12 protein-coding genes and 1 tRNA gene are annotated in these 17,052 nt (G+C 69.4%); 8 read left to right on the top strand and 5 right to left on the bottom strand.

Annotated features, from left to right (window positions below):
- Window positions 1-2: 2 nt before the first annotated feature.
- On the bottom strand, window positions 3-5,396 hold the full coding sequence (locus EDF51_RS12870; protein ID WP_133937244.1) for a DUF6531 domain-containing protein: 5,394 nt from the start codon (window positions 5,394-5,396) through the stop codon (window positions 3-5).
- A gap of 106 nt (window positions 5,397-5,502) precedes the next feature.
- On the bottom strand, window positions 5,503-5,784 hold the full coding sequence (locus tag EDF51_RS12865) for a hypothetical protein (RefSeq protein ID WP_027466625.1): 282 nt from the start codon (window positions 5,782-5,784) through the stop codon (window positions 5,503-5,505).
- A 207-nt stretch (window positions 5,785-5,991) separates the two neighbouring features.
- On the opposite strand from EDF51_RS12865, the gene EDF51_RS12860 reads away from it, so the two are divergent.
- The 6 genes from EDF51_RS12860 to pstB all read left to right on the top strand — a co-directional run bounded on the left by EDF51_RS12860 (window position 5,992) and on the right by pstB (window position 13,451).
- Entirely contained in the window at window positions 5,992-8,157 is a 2,166-nt protein-coding gene (locus EDF51_RS12860; protein ID WP_123293277.1) for an RNA degradosome polyphosphate kinase, read from the top strand.
- Window positions 8,154-9,101, top strand: a complete 948-nt coding sequence (locus EDF51_RS12855) for an NUDIX domain-containing protein (RefSeq protein ID WP_131877511.1) — start codon at window positions 8,154-8,156, stop codon at window positions 9,099-9,101. The genes EDF51_RS12860 and EDF51_RS12855 overlap by 4 nt, the downstream gene beginning before the upstream one ends.
- Window positions 9,102-9,311: 210 nt before the next feature.
- Window positions 9,312-10,415, top strand: a complete 1,104-nt coding sequence (pstS, locus tag EDF51_RS12850; protein WP_123293275.1) for a phosphate ABC transporter substrate-binding protein PstS — start codon at window positions 9,312-9,314, stop codon at window positions 10,413-10,415.
- 172 nt (window positions 10,416-10,587) lie between these two features.
- Window positions 10,588-11,538 carry a phosphate ABC transporter permease subunit PstC gene (pstC, locus tag EDF51_RS12845; RefSeq protein WP_111085280.1) on the top strand — a complete coding sequence of 317 codons (951 nt, stop codon included), beginning with the start codon at window positions 10,588-10,590 and terminating at the stop codon, window positions 11,536-11,538.
- Window positions 11,539-11,551: 13 nt separating this feature from the next.
- A complete protein-coding gene (pstA, locus tag EDF51_RS12840; protein ID WP_131877513.1) occupies window positions 11,552-12,637 on the top strand; it encodes a phosphate ABC transporter permease PstA in 1,086 nt (361 codons plus the stop codon).
- Window positions 12,638-12,671: 34 nt separating this feature from the next.
- The gene (pstB, locus tag EDF51_RS12835; RefSeq protein WP_111085283.1) at window positions 12,672-13,451 is read left to right on the top strand and encodes a phosphate ABC transporter ATP-binding protein PstB; all 780 of its coding nucleotides are present in this window, start codon (window positions 12,672-12,674) and stop codon (window positions 13,449-13,451) included.
- Between the two features lie 306 nt (window positions 13,452-13,757).
- On the opposite strand, the gene EDF51_RS12830 is transcribed toward pstB, so the two are convergent.
- From EDF51_RS12830 to EDF51_RS12820, 3 genes are all read right to left on the bottom strand, one after another.
- Window positions 13,758-14,627 carry an anti-sigma factor gene (locus EDF51_RS12830; RefSeq protein ID WP_134195152.1) on the bottom strand — a complete coding sequence of 290 codons (870 nt, stop codon included), beginning with the start codon at window positions 14,625-14,627 and terminating at the stop codon, window positions 13,758-13,760.
- Entirely contained in the window at window positions 14,624-15,223 is a 600-nt protein-coding gene (gene sigK, locus EDF51_RS12825) for an ECF RNA polymerase sigma factor SigK (protein ID WP_123293272.1), read from the bottom strand. Before sigK ends, EDF51_RS12830 begins: the two co-directional genes overlap by 4 nt.
- 664 nt (window positions 15,224-15,887) lie before the next feature.
- A complete protein-coding gene (locus EDF51_RS12820) occupies window positions 15,888-16,517 on the bottom strand; it encodes a DNA-directed RNA polymerase subunit beta (protein WP_131877517.1) in 630 nt (209 codons plus the stop codon).
- 126 nt (window positions 16,518-16,643) lie between these two features.
- Here EDF51_RS12820 and EDF51_RS19905 point away from each other — a divergent pair, with 126 nt between their 5' ends.
- Together EDF51_RS19905 and EDF51_RS12815 are read left to right on the top strand one after the other, a co-directional pair.
- A complete protein-coding gene (locus tag EDF51_RS19905) occupies window positions 16,644-16,805 on the top strand; it encodes a DUF2207 domain-containing protein (RefSeq protein WP_146249745.1) in 162 nt (53 codons plus the stop codon).
- A gap of 53 nt (window positions 16,806-16,858) precedes the next feature.
- Window positions 16,859-16,931: transfer RNA gene (locus tag EDF51_RS12815), tRNA-Lys, on the top strand.
- The last annotated feature ends 121 nt before the right edge of the window (window positions 16,932-17,052 follow it).

Below are 17,052 nucleotides of genomic sequence, written 5' to 3'. Positions count from 1 at the left end.
CGTCATCCGAAAAGACCTCCCACGACCGAACCGCCGACGGCCGATCCCCACAAGGTGCTCGTGTTCTTCTGCAAGAAGTTGAACGCGCCGGAGGGGGTTCGCGGGTGGAAGTAGGGCATCTGCGCAAGGGTATCCACTCCGTGCTGACCCGGGAGGATCCTCCCGCTGACGTACGTGCCCGCCATACCCGTGGCTCCGTTCTGCGCCACAGTGCCGAGATCCACTCCGTCCCCGCTGATCACCTGACTAACTGCCGTCCCGGCCGCCGTTGATGCGCCGCTCAGCACCAGGGACGTCCCCTGAGCGAGCGCTCCGGACGCTGAGTACCCGATTTCCTTAGCGATCGTGCCCCCGGCCGGACCAGCCATTCCTCCGGCAGCACCGGACACACCACCGCCGACGACGTCCCCCGCAAACTCCCACCCGTTGCGGATCTGCCAGCCGTTCTTCTGAAGGTTGGTCACACCACCACTCACAGCACCGACCCCTCCGTTGACACCCATGTTGACCGCGACGGCTCGCGCCGCTTGGCCTGCAGGTGCGCCTGCCATGGCAGCCTTGCCGAACATCATTGCTCCGCCACCGGCTGCACCGAGCACGCCGCCCACAGCAGTGTCGACTCCGACTCTGCCCCAATCTACTTTTCCGGTCTGTGCTTTCTGCGACGCCACCGAGACGCCCCCGCTGAGCAACGCCCCAGACGCAGCCATGAGCGCGATTCCAGCAGGGCCGCCGACCCCGGTGCACATGAGCGCGATGCCGCCAGCGATCGCAACCCCCGCGACCACGTACTCCCAGTTGTCGTCCCACCAGCTCCCGACAGCAGCGATCGCCCCCTGGTTCGCATCCCGGTACGCCTGCAGGTCTTTGTCCGTCGCCGGCCGGAGCCCGAGCGGGTCGACGGCCTGCAACGGATCGTTGCCGGCGTACGAGTAGGGGTTCCCCGACCACGCCGCACCCAGGATCGGCGCGAGCGGGTCGACCGACAGGAAGCCCCGCGCCGCCGGGTCGTACACACGGGCGCCGAGCCACTCCAGCCCGGCGATGGACACCCCGCCGGAACCGGTCAGTGCCACCCCCGCGGGCAGTCCGACGTCGGTGACGGCAGCGAGCGCGGCCCACGGATCCGCAGCATCGGTGGCGCGAGCACTGCGCCACGCGGGCCGCGTGACGACATCGCCGATCGCGGTGACACCCCCCGGCAGGTCGAGCAGCGACGTGTCGGCGATGCTGATGAGTGACGGCACGACCGCGGCGGAGTCCCACCACGCCGCGACCCCGGCCACCTCGGCGAGTTCACCCAGGGCATCGACCCAGACGTCGAGCCGACCGGTCTCGGCGTACGCGGCGTCGCGGTCGACGACGGCAGCGAGGTACCCCAGGTCGGACCACGCGTACTCGGTGGTCGAACCGTCGGCGGTGGTCCGCCGGATGCGTCGGCCGAGACCGTCGTGGACGTACTCGGTCCGGCCGGCCTCGGTGATCGTCGCGATGATCTGTCCGGCGGCGTCGTACTCGTGGCGCGTCTCGACACCGCCGACGGTCTCGGCGACGAGTCGCCCACCGTCGTCGTAGGTCCACGTCGAGTCCCCGGCGCGGACGAGCTGCCCGGCGGCGTCGTACTCGAACGACACCGCTCCGGACGGTCCGTCGATCGCGGTGATGCGCGCGTCGGCATCGCGCTCGATGCGCGTGGTGGTGGCACCGTCGAGCGTCGTCGAGGTGTGCGCGACGAGTGCGCCACCCTCGTACGACCACGACTGCACCAGTTCGCCCGTGGCCGCCTGGACGATCCGACCCGAGGCGTCGTACGAGAACGTGCCGGCAGGGGCGCCCTCCCGTTCCACCCCGACGACGCGGCCGACGGCATCGCGACGGTAGGTGGTGCGGGTGCCGTTCGGGTCGACCCGAGCGGTGCGGTTGCCGTCGGCGTCGTACTCCCACGCGACGGACTGGTCGCCTCGGGCACGGCGGACGAGCAGGCCACGGCGGTCGTGCTGGAGCTCGTGCTCGATCGTCCGACCGGCACCACGGGTGTGGTCCGCCACGACGACAGTGCGGTGGACGGCGTCGCGGGAGATCTCCGACTGCACCGCACCGTCGACGAGCACGGCCCGCTGTCGGCCAGCCGCGTCGTGGGTCCACTCCGTCGTGCGGCCGTCGGGATCGGTCTGGCGGATCTGGCGCCCGGCCGGGTCGTAGGCCGCGGTGGTGGTACGGCCGAGCGCGTCGGTGACGGCGACCACACGGTCGGCGGCGTCGTACTCGCGTCGCGTGGTCCCGCCGGCAGGGTCGGTGATCGTCACCAGCCTTCCCCGGTCGTCGTACTCGAACGAGGTGCCCCCGTCGAGACCGTTGACGACCTGGATCAGCTGCCCCGCGGGGTCGTAGCGGAACCGACGACGGCCGAAGCGTGCGTCGTGGCTGGAGACGAGCCTCCCGGCTTCGTCGTACCGGAACCGCGCGGTGCCGGAACCCGGAGTCGTCTGCGTGACCACACGTCCGACGGCGTCGTACGTGACTTCCTCGACCTCGCCGGTGGGCAGGGTCCGGGCCACGACGCGGGAGTCCGCGTCGTAGGCGAGCGTCGTCCGCGCCCCGGCGGCGTCGGTCGCCGCGGTGGGTCGACCGCAGGCGTCGTACTCGTAGGTCGAGCGCGCTCCCGAGGGGGCGACCAAGGCGACGACACGGCCGGCGAGGTCGCGCTCGAGTCGGGTCAGGCCGCCTTCGCCGTCGACGAGTTCGACGGGTCGGCCGGCAGCGTCGTAGGTGACGAGTTCGGAACCGGTCTCGTCAGACGTGGACTCGACGGGTCGGCCGTACTCGTCGAACCGGACGGTCGCGGTGTCGAAGGCGTCACGCAGGGTCGCGACGCCGGTCGCGACGTCGTCCGAGAACTCCTGGCGGACGCCCGTCGGGTCGACGGTCGCCGTCAGCTCGCCGACGACGTCGTACTCACGACGCCAGGTGGCGCCGGCGGGGTCGGTGATGGCCTGGAGGCGCGACAAGGCGTCGTGCGCGAACGTCCAGACCGCGCCGCCCGGCATTGCGAGCTCCGCCAGGTTCCCCTGGTCGTCGAACGTCCGCGAGACACGCCGACCCAGCGGGTCGGTGGTCGTCGCGAGCTCGCCGTTCGGGGCGTAGTCGAACGTGGTGCGTGCTCCGAGCGGGTCCACGACCGCTGCGATGCGTGAGCCGGCGCCGTACTCGAATCGCCAGACGGCTCCGTCGGCGTCACGTCGTTCGACGAGGAGCCCAGCTGCGTCGTAGCGGTACTCGCTCCGTGCGCCGGAGGGGCTGACCGCGGCGACCGGGCGACCGGCCGGATCGCGCTCGATCCGCGCGGTGTCGCCGACGGCGTTCGTGGTCGCGGCGAGCTCGCCGAACGCGTCGTGGGAAAGCGTCAGGACCACGCCCGCCGGGTCGACGACGCGGGTGAGGGCGCCGTCCTGCCAGGTCAGCTCCGTCCGGCCGCCGACCGGGTCGGTGATCACCGACGGGTCGCGGTCGTCGCCCACGTACTCGTAGCTGACCACGGCGCCGGCCTCGGTGACGACGGTCGCGACGCGGTCCTGCTCGTCGTACCCGTAGGTCAGGTCACCGCCGGACGGCGTGACGGTGCGGGTCTTCCGGCCGCGCTCGTCGTACGCGTGCACGGTGACGGACCCGTTCCGCTCGGTCGCCGACACGAGGTTGCCGTACCGGTCGTAGCTCATCGACTGGCGTCGGTCGTCGGAGTCGATGACCCCGACCAGGCGCCCCTTGGCGTCGGCGATGTACGAGTTGGACCGGGAGCCGTCGTGGTCGGACACCACCGTGACACGACCGGGCAGGTACGCGAACCGCACCGTGCGGCCGTGCGGGCTGACCTGCTCGACGACGCGACGCTGGTCGTCGTAGGTGTTGTCGACCTCGACGACACCGGCCGCGCTCGTGACCGTCGTGATCAGGTCGTCGTCGTTCCAGCCGTAGATCCGGGTGCCGACGGCATCGGTCGCCGAGACGAGTCGGCCGCGATCGTCGTACCCGTACTCGACCCGGCGGCCGTCGGAGGCGCGGAGCACCGCCACCCGGCCGTCGACGTGGTCGACGTCGATCGAGCGACCGCGCTCGTGCACCAGGCGCACGACGACGTCGGCGGCGTCCCGCTCGACGCGGACCGCGGTGCCGGCCCCACCACGCTGTCCGAGCCACAGCCCGGACGGCGAGAAGTCGATGCGCCCACCCTGGTTGTCGCGGACGACGAGCCGGTCGCCCTCGGCCGCGAGCCAGCGGTTCTCGCCGACGCCGCGGGCCCACCCCTCGCCGTCGCGCGGGAAGCGCACCTGGCGACCGTCGGCGCCGACGAACGACGCGCCTTCGTCGTCGATGAGCAGCCGGGTCTCGAGGATCGACGCCCACCCCGGACCGAAGAGCCCGACGTGCTGGTCGAGGGAGTTGTACATGCGGGTGACCTGCAGCGCTGCAGATGAACCGGTGAACCCGAGGTCGAGCTCGGGTTCGAGGAAGTTGCCCGTTGTGGTGTTGACCGGGTCCATCGAGTAGCCGGTCGTCGGCTGGGCCCCGTAGGCCGACGGCGGATCGAACTGCAGGTCGGTGCGGGACTGCGAGACCCCCGCGGCAGCCAGGGCTGCGGCGAGCGCGGCATCCGAGACCGTGGAGACGGCGCCTTCACCGCCGGCAGCAGCGAACGCGTCGGCGATGGTGTTCGCCCAGGTGACGTCCTGGCCGTTGGCGGTGATCCACTGTTCGAAGGCGTTCACCAGGCTCGTCGCGTCGATGTGCCCCCAGGAGCACTTCGACGCGAAGTCGGTGAGCTTGCCGCGCAGACCGGCCGGCTTGCCGTCGAGGGACTGGTTCAGCGTCGACGACCCGGTGGCGAACGAGCGGAGGTCGGCGGGCTTGGCGGACGACGTCCCACCGCCGCCCCCGCCACCGGAGCCGGGGTTCGGCGTCTGGCGCGGAGTGCTCGGTCCGGTCGCCTGGTCGAAGGTCGGTGCGTCCTCGTGGTGGACGGTGGGCGGCACGGGAGCCCCGGCGACCTTGTCGTGCACCCACTCGAAGAAGTTCCGGTCGCCGTACTCCGCTTCCCAGTCGCGGGCTTCCTTGCGACGAGCGTTCTCCCGCTCAGCAGCGGCCTTCATCTTGTCGACCCACCCCGCGACGGTGCGGAGGTTCGCGGCGATCGTCGAACCGTCGGACGCTGCCGTCGACGCGTTCTGCGCGAAGAGCTCGGAGAAGTGCCCGCGGAACTCCTGCGATGCGGTGGTGACGTACGACTGCCGTGAGCCGGCCTGCCCCTCGATCGACTCGGCCGCGCCGTTCAGCGCCGTGCTGAGTGCGTCGGCCGTGCCGTTGTCGAACTTGACCGGATCGTTGCCGTGCAGGTCAGCCATGGTTCATCCCCCGAAGTCGTACTGGTCGTGCTGGTCACGCGGCCCCACCGACCGCGAACGCCCGGACCGCCGCGAGCGCGGCGGTCCGGGCGGAACGAGTGGCTGCTTACGCGCCGCCACCCGCGGTGAAGATGTCCTGCGAGATCTTGTCGAGCTGCGTGCGGAGCTGCTCGAGTTCGGTCTTCGCCTTGTCGAGGGCGGCCTTGGTCTCCGGCCAGGTCGACCCACGGAAGGTCGCCGCAAGCGGGCCGTCCCAGACGTTGGAGTCGGACAGGATCCGGCCCTGGGCGTCGAGCTGTGAGATCTGGTCGGTGAACCCACCGTTGATGATCGACTGGACCTGACGGATGGCGGTCTTGGCCTGCTCGGTCGAAAGGACACGCGACATGATGAACCTCTTTCATTCGTAGCTGCACCCCCGCGCAGTGGAATCCCCCCGGAGGCTCTGACGGGACCCACCATACCCACAATCCGGCGCAGATGTCACCGTTCGTATATCGTGATCGTTCCTCCACAAACAGTCCGTTCACCGCGGGTTTCCACAGCGTCCACCGGAGCCCCTCCGGCCTTGGTGCCCGGGTGGCAGGATGTTGACATGGACACCGAACCGCAGCTCGACGGCGAATCCGTCGCACCCGACCTCGACGACTTCGACGAGGTCGTCGAGATCGAGCACGAGTCGCTGCCGTCGGACCGCTACTTCGACCGCGAGCTGAGCTGGCTCCGCTTCAACCAGCGCGTGCTCGAGCTGGGCGAGGACCGAACGCAGCCCCTGCTCGAGCGGGCGAACTTCCTGGCGATCTTCGCGTCCAACCTCGACGAGTTCTTCATGGTCCGGGTCGCGGGCCTGAAGCGCCGCATCGACACCGGCATCGCCGTCCCGACCAACGTCGGCCGCGCCCCGAGCGACGTCCTGCGCGACATCGCGAAGAAGGCGCACGAGCTGCAGGACCGGCACGCCCAGGCGTTCATCGGGTCGCTCAAGCCCGACCTCGACGCCGCCGGCATTCACGTCGAGCACTGGTCCGACCTGGACGAGGCCGACCGGCTCCGGATGCGCGAGTACTTCAACGAGCAGATCTTCCCGGTGCTCATGCCCCTGGCGGTCGACCCGGCGCACCCGTTCCCCTACATCTCGGGGCTCTCGCTCAACCTGGCCGTCCGGGTCCGCAACCCGAAGTCGCAGCGCCAGGAGTTCGCGCGCCTCAAGGTGCCGCAGAACTTCTCCCGCTTCATCAAGCTGCCGGACGACAACTCCGGCCGGATGCGCTTCATCCCCCTCGAAGACCTCATCGCGAACCACCTCGACGATCTGTTCCCGGGGATGGAGGTGCTCGAGCACCACGTGTTCCGGGTCACCCGCAACGAGGACGTCGAGATCGAGGAGGACGAGGCCGAGAACCTCATCCAGGCCCTCGAGCGCGAGCTGCTGCGTCGCCGGTTCGGTCCGCCCATCCGTCTCGAGATCACCGAGGACATGGACCCGGTGACCCTCGACCTGCTCGTGCGCGAACTCGACATCACCGAGCAGGAGGTCTTCCGACTGCCGTCGCCGCTCGACCTCGGTGGCCTGTTCGAGCTCTCGAAGATCAACCGCCCGGACCTGCACTACCCGAAGCACGTGCCGACGACCCCGGTGCAGTTCCAGCCCGGTGAGCCGAACACGAAGCCCGACCTGTTCCGTGCGATCAAGGCGAACGACGTCCTCGTGCACCACCCGTACGAGTCCTTCGCGACGAGCGTGCAGGCGTTCCTCGAGCAGGCCGCGGCCGACCCGCACGTGCTCGCGATCAAGCAGACGCTGTACCGCACCTCGGGTGACAGCCCCATCGTCGAGGCCCTGATCGACGCGGCCGCCGCGGGCAAGCAGGTCCTGGCGCTCGTCGAGATCAAGGCACGCTTCGACGAGCAGAACAACATCACGTGGGCCCGCAAGCTCGAGAAGGCCGGCGTGCACGTCGTCTACGGCCTGGTCGGGCTGAAGACGCACTCGAAGCTCGTGCTCGTCATCCGGCAAGAGGGCGGCACGCTCAAGCACTACAGCCACATCGGCACGGGCAACTACAACCCGAAGACCTCGCGCATCTACGAGGACATGGGCCTCTTCACCGCGGACGACACCGTGGGCAAGGACCTGACGCGCCTGTTCAACGAGCTGTCCGGCTACGCGATCGAGAAGAAGTTCAAGCGGCTGCTGGTCGCGCCGTTGCACCTGCGCAAGGGGCTGCTCAAGCGGATCCAGACCGAGTCCGACAACGCCCGCGCCGGCAAGCCGTCCGGCATCCGGATCAAGGTCAACTCGATGGTCGACGAGCAGATCATCGACGCCCTGTACCTGGCCAGCCAGGCGGGCGTGCCGGTGGACGTCTGGGTGCGCGGCATCTGCTCGCTCAAGCCGGGGATGGAGGGCGTGAGCGACACCATCCGGGTGCGGAGCATCGTCGGGCGGTACCTCGAGCACTCCCGCGCGTTCGCGTTCCACAACGACGGCGACCCGGCGGTCTTCATCGGCAGCGCCGACATGATGCACCGCAACCTCGACCGCCGCGTCGAGGCCCTCGTCCGGCTGACGGCACCGGACCACATCGACGAGGTGCTCGCGATGTTCGACCTGGCGATGGCCGACACCGCGAGCTCGTGGCACCTCGAGTCCGACGGTGAGTGGACCCGCCACTCGACCGACGATGACGGTCGCCCGCTCGAAGACGTGCAGAATGTGACGATGCGGAAGATCTCGGCTCGGAAGCGCTCCACTCGGTGAGCGGCGGTCCCTCGGGCCCCGTCCTCGCCGCCGGCGCAGTCGTCTGGCGCGATCAGGACGGCACGCCCCTCGTGCTGCTCATCCACCGCGACCACCACAAGGACGTCTCCCTGCCCAAGGGCAAGGTCGACCCGGGCGAGGCCGTCCCGACGACCGCCGTACGCGAGATCGACGAGGAGACCGGGTACCGCGTGCACCTCGGCGCCCCGCTCGGCACCGCGGAGTACGTGCTGCCGAACGGCCGCGACAAGGTCGTGCACTACTGGGCCGCCCGCGTCTCGTCGAAGGAGTACGCCCGCGCGGGTGACTTCACCCCGAACCACGAGGTCGCCGCGCTCGAGTGGGTCACGATCGACGACGCCCGCAACCGTCTGACGTACGAGCGCGACGTGGCGATCCTCGACCGGTTCGCCGAGCGCGCCGCCGCGGGCCACCACCGCACGTTCGCCCTGATCGCGCTGCGACACGCGAAGACCGTGCCCGGCTCCGACTGGAACGGCCCGGACGCCACCCGTCCGCTCCTGCCCGTCGGTCGTTCCCAGGCCAAGGCCGCTGCGTCGCCCGTCGCCGCGTTCGGCCCGAAGAAGATCGTGAGCAGCACGGCGGCCCGGTGCCTCGCCACCGTCGAACCGCTGTCCGCCACCACGAAGCTCGGCGTCTCGAGCACCCCCGACATCAGCCAGGACGCCCACGACCGCGGCGCCGCCGACGTCAAGGGCATCGTCCGCCGCCGGCTCGACAAGGGCAAGACCGCGGTGCTGTGCTCGCACGGGCCGGTGCTGCCGGACATCATCGCCCGGATCGCCACCGCGACCGCCGACGACTCCGGCCGGTTCGACCTCCGCCGCGCCGCGATGCTCTCGGTCGGCGACTTCTCGGTGATGCACATCGCCGGCGAGACCCTCGTCGCCGTCGAGACGCACCGCAACACGATCCCGGCGTAGCGACCGCACGCCCTGCACCCGGCCACGTGCCGGGCGTCCGCCGCGCCCGGAACGCGATCCGCGCCTCCCGGTCGGCACAACCCCTCGTTCACCTTCCGTTCACCAACGCGCGTGATCCCCGTCACCTCGCGTCCCTACAGTCGCTCCCGGGTCGGCACCGGCCCAGGGACCGCAGTGGTCCCACTGCACCCCATCCCCGAAGGGACCCCTGTGAACATCAAGCGAATCGGTTCGATCGCAGCAATCGCGATCGCCGGCGCAGTCGTGCTCTCCTCGTGCGCGGCGAACGAGGACGCGGGCAGCACCGAGTCCTCCTCGAGCAACACCGGCTCCTCGAGCCTCACCGGCACCCTGACCGGCTCCGGCTCGTCCGCCCAGCAGACCGCCCAGGCCACCTGGGCCGCCGGTTTCCAGGACGTCGCCAAGGGCGTCACGGTGAACTACTCGCCCGACGGCTCGGGCGCCGGCCGCAAGAACTTCATCTCGGGCGCCGCGGACTTCGCCGGCTCCGATGCAGCGCTGAACGACGAGGAGCTCTCGGGCTCCTTCGACCTGTGCAAGGCCGACACCAAGGCCATCGACATCCCGGTCTACATCTCCCCGATCGCGATCGCCTACAAGGTCGACGGCGTCAGCGACCTGACCCTCGACGCGAAGACCATCGCGGGCATCTTCTCGGGCAAGATCACCAAGTGGAACGACTCGCAGATCGCCGACCTGAACGACGGCGTCGACCTGCCGGACGCGAACATCACGGTCGTGCACCGCTCCGACGACTCGGGCACCACGCAGAACTTCTCGGAGTACGTCTCCGCGAACGCCGGCGACGTCTGGACCGAAGAGCCGAGCCAGACCTTCCCGTACTCGGTCGGTGACAGCGCGAAGGGCACCTCCGGTGTCGCCTCCGCCATGGGCAGCGCCTCCAACGCGATCACCTACATCGACGACTCCGGCGCGGGTGACCTCGACAAGGCGAAGCTGATGGTCGGCGACAAGGCCACCGAGATCTCGGCCGACGGCGCCGCGCAGGTCGTCGCCGACTCGAAGGTCGCCACCGGCCGCGAGGACAACGACCTCGCGATCGACATCGACCGCAAGGACACCGCTGACGGCGCCTGGCCGCTCGTCCTCGTCTCCTACGCCATCGCGTGCCAGGAGTACAAGGACTCGGACAAGGCCGACCTGGTCAAGGGCTTCCTGAACTACGTCGTCTCCGGCGACGCCCAGGACGCTGCGGCGAAGGAGGCCAAGTCGGCCGCCCTGTCGTCCGACCTGGCCGACAAGGCCGCTGCCGCGGTCGACTCCATCAAGTAAGACCCCCAAGCGCCCGGACGCCGGTCCCACCCACCTGACCGGCGTCCGGGCCCTTGCTCGTCGCGACGCGAGCAGCCCGGCTCCACCGCCAGCGCCCGTCCGACCAGCGCCACGCACCACGCACCATCCCCGAACCCGTCGCCTCCCCCGGCGTTCCTCCGACAGGAGTCCCATGACGACCGCACCGGCCCAGCCAGGGGCCACCGTCACCCCGACCAAGCCGAAGGCCGTCGTCCGCGTCGGTGACCGGGTGTTCTCCGCTGCCTCGGTGATCGCCGGCGGCCTCATCCTCTTCGTGCTCGTGCTCGTCGCGGCGTTCCTCGTCTGGCAGAGCATCCCGGCGTTCGCCGCCAAGGTCGGCGACCTGCCGAACAACGCCACGAACTTCTGGGACTACGTCGGCCCCTTGGTCTTCGGCACCGTCTGGTCCGCGCTCATCGCGCTCGTGATCGCGGTCCCGCTCGCACTCGGCATCGCCCTGTTCATCTCGCACTACGCACCGCGACGCCTCGCGCCGGTGCTCGGCTACGTCATCGACCTGCTCGCCGCGGTCCCGTCGGTCGTCTACGGCCTCTGGGGCATCGTGGTGCTGGCGCCGTTCGTGAAGCCGTTCTACGGCTTCCTGAACGAGTACCTCGGCTGGTTCCCGCTCTTCTCCGGCCAGGTGTCCGGCACCGGCCGTACCATCCTGACCGCGTCGATCGTCCTCGCCGTGATGGCGATCCCGATCATGACGGCCGTCATGCGCGAGATCTTCCTGCAGGCGCCCACGCTCAACGAGGAAGCCGCCCTGGCCCTCGGTGCGACGCGCTGGGAGATGATCCGCCTGTCCGTGCTGCCGTTCGCGAAGTCCGGCATCGTCTCCGCGATCATGCTCGGGCTCGGACGTGCCCTGGGCGAGACGATGGCGATCGCCCTGGTGCTGTCGGTCTCGACGAACGTCACCTTCCAGATGCTGACCTCGCAGAACCCCTCGACGATCGCCGCGAACATCGCGCTGCAGTTCGCCGAGGCATCGGGGACCGCCCTGAACGCCCTGATCGCGACGGGCCTGATCCTGTTCGTCATCACCCTGGTCATCAACATGCTCGCGCGGTACATCGTCCGCACGCGGGTCAGCTGAGAGGTCGCACCCGATGTCCCTCGCGCTCCGTCACACCGGCACCGCCGGCAACGTCTACGCCAACGGCAAGCTGCACCGCTCGGTGCCGTGGCTGCTGCTGGTCGGCAGCTGGGTCGCCCTGGTGGCCGTGTTCGCCCTGCTCAACGCCGGCGGTGCGGTCAAGGACTTCAACGTCGTCGCCGCCCTGTTCCTCGGCACCGTCCTGTTCGACGTCCTGATCGTGGTCGTCTCGCGCATCGTCGAGGGCGGTCGTCAGGCCGTCAACCGACTGGTCACGTCGCTCGTCATCACCGCCTTCGTCATCGCGGTCCTGCCGCTGGTGTCGCTGCTCTGGACCGTGATCGCCGACGGCCTGGCCCGCTTCGACGCGAACTTCTTCTCGTACTCGATGCGCGGCGTGATCTCCGAGGGCGGCGGCGCGATCCACGCGTTGGTCGGCACGCTCGAGATCACCCTGTTCGCGGCGCTCATCTCGGTGCCGATCGGGCTGCTCACCTCGATCTACCTGGTCGAGTACGGCCGCGGTGCACTGGCGAAGGGCATCACGTTCTTCGTCGACGTCATGACGGGCATCCCCTCGATCGTCGCCGGTCTGTTCGCGTACTCGCTGTTCGCGCTGTTCCTCGGCCCTGGTGCCCGCTTCGGCTTGGTCGGCTCCGTCGCCCTGTCGGTGCTGATGATCCCGATCGTCGTGCGCTCCACCGAAGAGGTGCTGAAGATCGTGCCGATGGAGCTCCGCGAAGCGTCCTACGCCCTCGGGGTGCCGAAGTACCTCACGATCCTCAAGGTCGTCCTCCCCACGTCGCTCGCCGGCATCACCACCGGCGTCATGCTCTCCATCGCCCGCGTCATCGGCGAGACGGCTCCGCTGCTCGTCACCGCCGGCTTCACCGCGAGCATGAACTACGACCTGTTCAAGGACCCGATGATGACCCTGCCGGTGTACGCGTACACGCAGTACTCGCAGCAGGGCGCCAACCCGCAGCCGTTCATCGACCGTGCCTGGACCGCCGCGCTGGTGCTCATCCTCATCGTGATGGCGCTCAACCTGCTCGCCCGGTTCGTCACCCGACTCTTCGCCCCCAAGCTCTCGCGCTAGCGAACCCACTTCCCCACCCACCAGAAGGATCAACGTGTCCAAGCGCATCGAGGTCGACGGCCTCAACGTCTACTACTCGAAGTTCAAGGCGGTCGAGGGTGTCGACATCACCATCGAGCCCCGCACCGTCACCGCCTTCATCGGCCCGTCCGGCTGCGGCAAGTCCACCTTCCTCCGCACCCTGAACCGCATGCACGAGGTCATCCCCGGCGCATGGGTCGAGGGCTCGGTCAAGATCGACGGCGACGACCTTTACGGCCCCGGGGTCGACCCGGTGCTCGTCCGTCGCCAGGTCGGCATGGTCTTCCAGCGTCCGAACCCGTTCCCGACGATGTCCATCAAGGACAACGTGCTCGCGGGCGTGAAGCTCAACAACAAGCGCGTCTCGAAGTCCGAGGCCGACGACATCGTCGAGCGCTCCCTGCAGGGCGCGAACCTGTGGAACGAGGTCAAGGACCGCCTCGACAAGCCCGGTATGGGCCTGTCCGGTGGGCAGCAGCAGCGTCTCTGCATCGCCCGCGCCATCGCGGTGCAGCCCGACGTCCTGCTGATGGACGAGCCCTGCTCGGCGCTCGACCCGATCTCCACCCTGGCCATCGAGGACCTGATCGAGGAGCTCAAGAAGGAGTTCACGATCGTCATCGTCACGCACAACATGCAGCAGGCCTCGCGCGTCAGCGACAAGACGGCGTTCTTCAACATCGCCGGCACCGGTGCGCCGGGCAAGCTCATCGAGTTCGACGACACCGCCACGATGTTCTCGAACCCGTCCGTCCAGGCCACCGAGGACTACGTCTCGGGTCGCTTCGGTTGATCGCTGTCCGTCCGTCGTGCTGACGGACGACCGGGAGGCCCGATGCACGTCCGCAACGGACGCGCACCGGGCCTTCGTGGTCGCGCTGGGTGCGGGGCTGGGCGTGGCGTGGAGCCGCACGGCGTGGGTGCGTGCGTGGGTGCGTGCGCATGTTCCGACGATCCACGCGTCGATCGTCTCGTGGTTCGTCGCTCGATGCGCACGCAGACGGTGCGTGCGCATGTTCCGACGATGCACGCGTCGATCGCCTCGTGGAACGACGAAAGGTGCCCACGCATCGATCGCGTGAGCACCTTCCGGGGAGGGTCAGGCCGAGGTGGTCGGGACCGCCATGATCGGCGTCGTGGTCGGCTGCTCCGAACCACCGGCGGGCTCGACCGTCATGCCGATCGTTGCGCCGTCGGACATCGAGCCCTTCAGCACGGCGGAGTGCACGCCGTCCGCGACACCGTCGACCAGGCCGGCCGACTTGATCGTGCCGCCCTCGATCTGGGAGCCGATGTACCAGAGCTCGTACGTCTTGCCCTTCGGCGCCTGGGCGACACCGTCGAGGATGACCGCGGACTTGCCGAGGTCGCTCGACCACACGACCGTGGCCGTGCCGCCGCCCTCGACCTTGGTGGTGCTGCGCTGGAAGTCCGACGCGGCGTAGATGCGGTCGAGGCCGCTCGACGCCTGCGTGGTGCCGGTGCCCGGTCCGGAGCCGTTCGGGTCGAAGACCGATCCGAACCCGAGTCCCCCGAAGAAGACCGCGGCGACGGCAGCGGCGGCCGTCAGCATCACTGCCGGACGCTGGAACCAGCGGCGGCGAGCCTCGGAGGTCGCCCGGCCACCGGTGGTGGAGCCGTCGGCGATCGAGGCGACGTGCCTGGCGGGCTCGGGACGGGCCTCCTGGACGGATGTCGTGTCGACGGCAGGAGCCGTCTCGGCCAGTGGTGCAGCCTGCGGGGTCGTCGCGATCTGGGCCAGCAGCGACGCGCGGAGCGACGTCGGCGGCTCGATCGGAGCGGCGGCGAAGGCCAGCTGCAGCGCGGTCTCGCGCAGCGAGTCGGCCTCGGCCTGGAGTTCGGGCGACGTCGTGAGGACGTCCTCGAGGAGCATGCGCTCATCGTCGGACAGCGCGTCGAGTGCGTAGGAACCCGTCAGCAGGGCGGGGTCGTCGTGCCGTTCGGTCATGAGGTCACCCCCATCTCGTCTCGGAGTCGGATCATCCCGTCACGCAGACGGGTCTTGACGGTGCCGATGGGGACACCGAGTTGTTCGGCCATCTCGCTGTGCGAGAAGCCTCCGTAGTACGCGAGCTGCACGGCCTGGCGCTGGAACTCGGTCAGCTTGGCCAGGGCCCTGCCGACACGTTCGTGTTCGATGCGGATCTCGACCGACTCGGAGACCTGGTCGAAACCGGACTCGAGGTCGCGGATACCGATCTTCGTGTCCCGGTCGTGCGAGGCCTGCGACGCCCGGACCCGGTCCACCGCTCGGCGGTGCGCCATGGTCAGGACCCAGCTGGACGCGGTCCCGCGCTTCCGGTCGAACCGGGTGGCCTGTTGCCAGACTTCGAGGAACACCTCTTGCGTGACCTCTTCGGACTGGGCGCGGTCCCGCAGGAGCCGCGTCACGAGTCCGAGGACCCGGCCGGAGAGGACGTCGTAGAGGTCCGCGAAGGCGGCTTGGTCACCGGAGGCAACCCGCGCCAAGAGGTCGTCCGGCGATGCCTGGGCTGGCTCTGACGAGCTCCAGCGTTCGGTGTCGCTATCCACGAGGGCAAGCATTGCAGGTTTCCCTCCTCTCGGGTGCTTCGGCGACCGGTTGTGGCCGTTCTGTCAGGGGTGCTGCGTGATGCGGTGGTGCTGTGATGCGGTTGATGCTGTGATGCGGTTGATGCTGTGCTGCGGTCGCGCCCTGGGGAGGACGAAGCCGCCGCGTCGTGCGGTCGAGACGAGAGGCCAGCGTGACCCACAGGGAATTGACCGGCGGATACCGGTCCGGGTCACGCCGGGCCTCTCGCGTTCGTGACGGTCATCAAGTCCGTCACGCTGATGATTCGGCGCGGTGCCCGTGGTGGTTTGGGTCGGATGCCGAGAAGTTGTCGGGATGCCGCGTCCGGGCCGTCTGCCGGGCACGCCCGGGTCCGGATCTGTCCACCGAGAGTGAACAGGGCGGCAGACTCAGCCGACGCGTCGTAGAATTGGTGTCGCCGGGCCGCAGCAAGCCCCGGGCTCCAAAATTCGCCGCTTCGAGCGGCCTCGCGCCGAGAGGCGCTTCTGCGGCCCGGTTTTTCTCTGCCCGGTTCTTCTCTGCGCGGTTCTTCTCTGCGCGGTTCTTCTCTGCGCGGTTCTTCTCTGCGCGGTTCTTCTCTGCCTGGTTCTTCTCTGCCTGGTCGCGGCTGTCGCCGTTCGGCCGGGAGGCCCGGTGCGGGTCCGGCGCATTCGCTCGCTAGTCCAGGCTCTCGCGACGCCAGAGCGCCGCCGCCTCGGTCAGGTCGGCCGCCAGCTCCGTGAGACGGAGCGCCCGCCGCGTCAGTTCGCTCGCACGATCGGTCGCCGTCAGGTCGGAGTCGTCCGCCACCGCCGTCGCACCGGCCGCGGTCAGCCGGCAGAACGCCGCCCCTCGGTCGAGCGCCACCGCGAAGTCACCCGTGTACAGCCCGTGCAGGATGCGGTCCGCCAGGGTGAGGATCTCGGCCGGACCCGTCGGCTGCTCCGCCCCCGCGACGGCCTGGTCGATCGTGCCGATGCGCTCGGTGCCGCGCTGGAAGAAGTACGCGATCTCGTCCGGGTTCTGCCGGATCACCGTGCGGACGAGGTACACCCGCCACAGGGCTCCCGGCAGCGTGTGGGCACCCACCCGCGCCCAGAGTTCGGCGATCGCGTCGATGCCGTGCACGTCCGTGTAGGTGACGAGCCGCTCCACCACAGCGGGGTCCGGGTCCTGACGCACCCGGTGCAGCAGCGCGTTCGCGGTCTCGTGCGCGACACGGTTCACGACGGCGGGGTCCTCGCCGCCCTGGATCGCGGCGAACTCGGCATCGGTGAAGTGGACAGGACGGTGGTGATCGCGAGGCACCGCGTCAGTGTAGGCACGGCCGGTGACACGCCCGCCCTCCGTTCGCCCAGAACGCAACGGCAGCGCCGCGGGTACGGTGTCTCGTCGGGAGGCGCTCCTCCCGAACGTGAAGGAGAGGACTCCCCCATGAACCCGTTGCTCATCATCCTGGCCGTCATCGCGGTCATCCTGCTGTTCGTCGGTGGCTTCACCGCGAGCCTCAAGTTCCTGCTGTGGGTCGGCATCGTGCTGCTCATCGTGGCCGTCGTCCTGTGGCTGCTGCGAACGCTCACCGGGCGTCGCGGCTGACCATCGACACCAGGTTCTTCCCAGAGGCCCTCACCCGCTAGCCTTGCGGGTGAGGGCCTCTAGCTCAGTTGGTAGAGCACCGGACTTTTAATCCGAGGGTCGTGGGTTCGAGCCCCACGGGGCCCACACTCTCCTGAACGCCGGCTTTTCATCCGAGGGTCGTGGGTTCGAGCCCCACGGGGCCCACACTCTCCTGAACGCCGGCTTTTCATCCGAGGGTCGTGGGTTCGAGCCCCACGGGGCCCAC

It is taken from the genome of Curtobacterium sp. PhB25, from assembly GCF_004365375.1.
Taxonomy (GTDB): domain Bacteria; phylum Actinomycetota; class Actinomycetes; order Actinomycetales; family Microbacteriaceae; genus Curtobacterium.
Note: the sequence above shows the minus strand (reverse complement) of the source record. Positions and strands in the feature narration are given on the sequence as shown.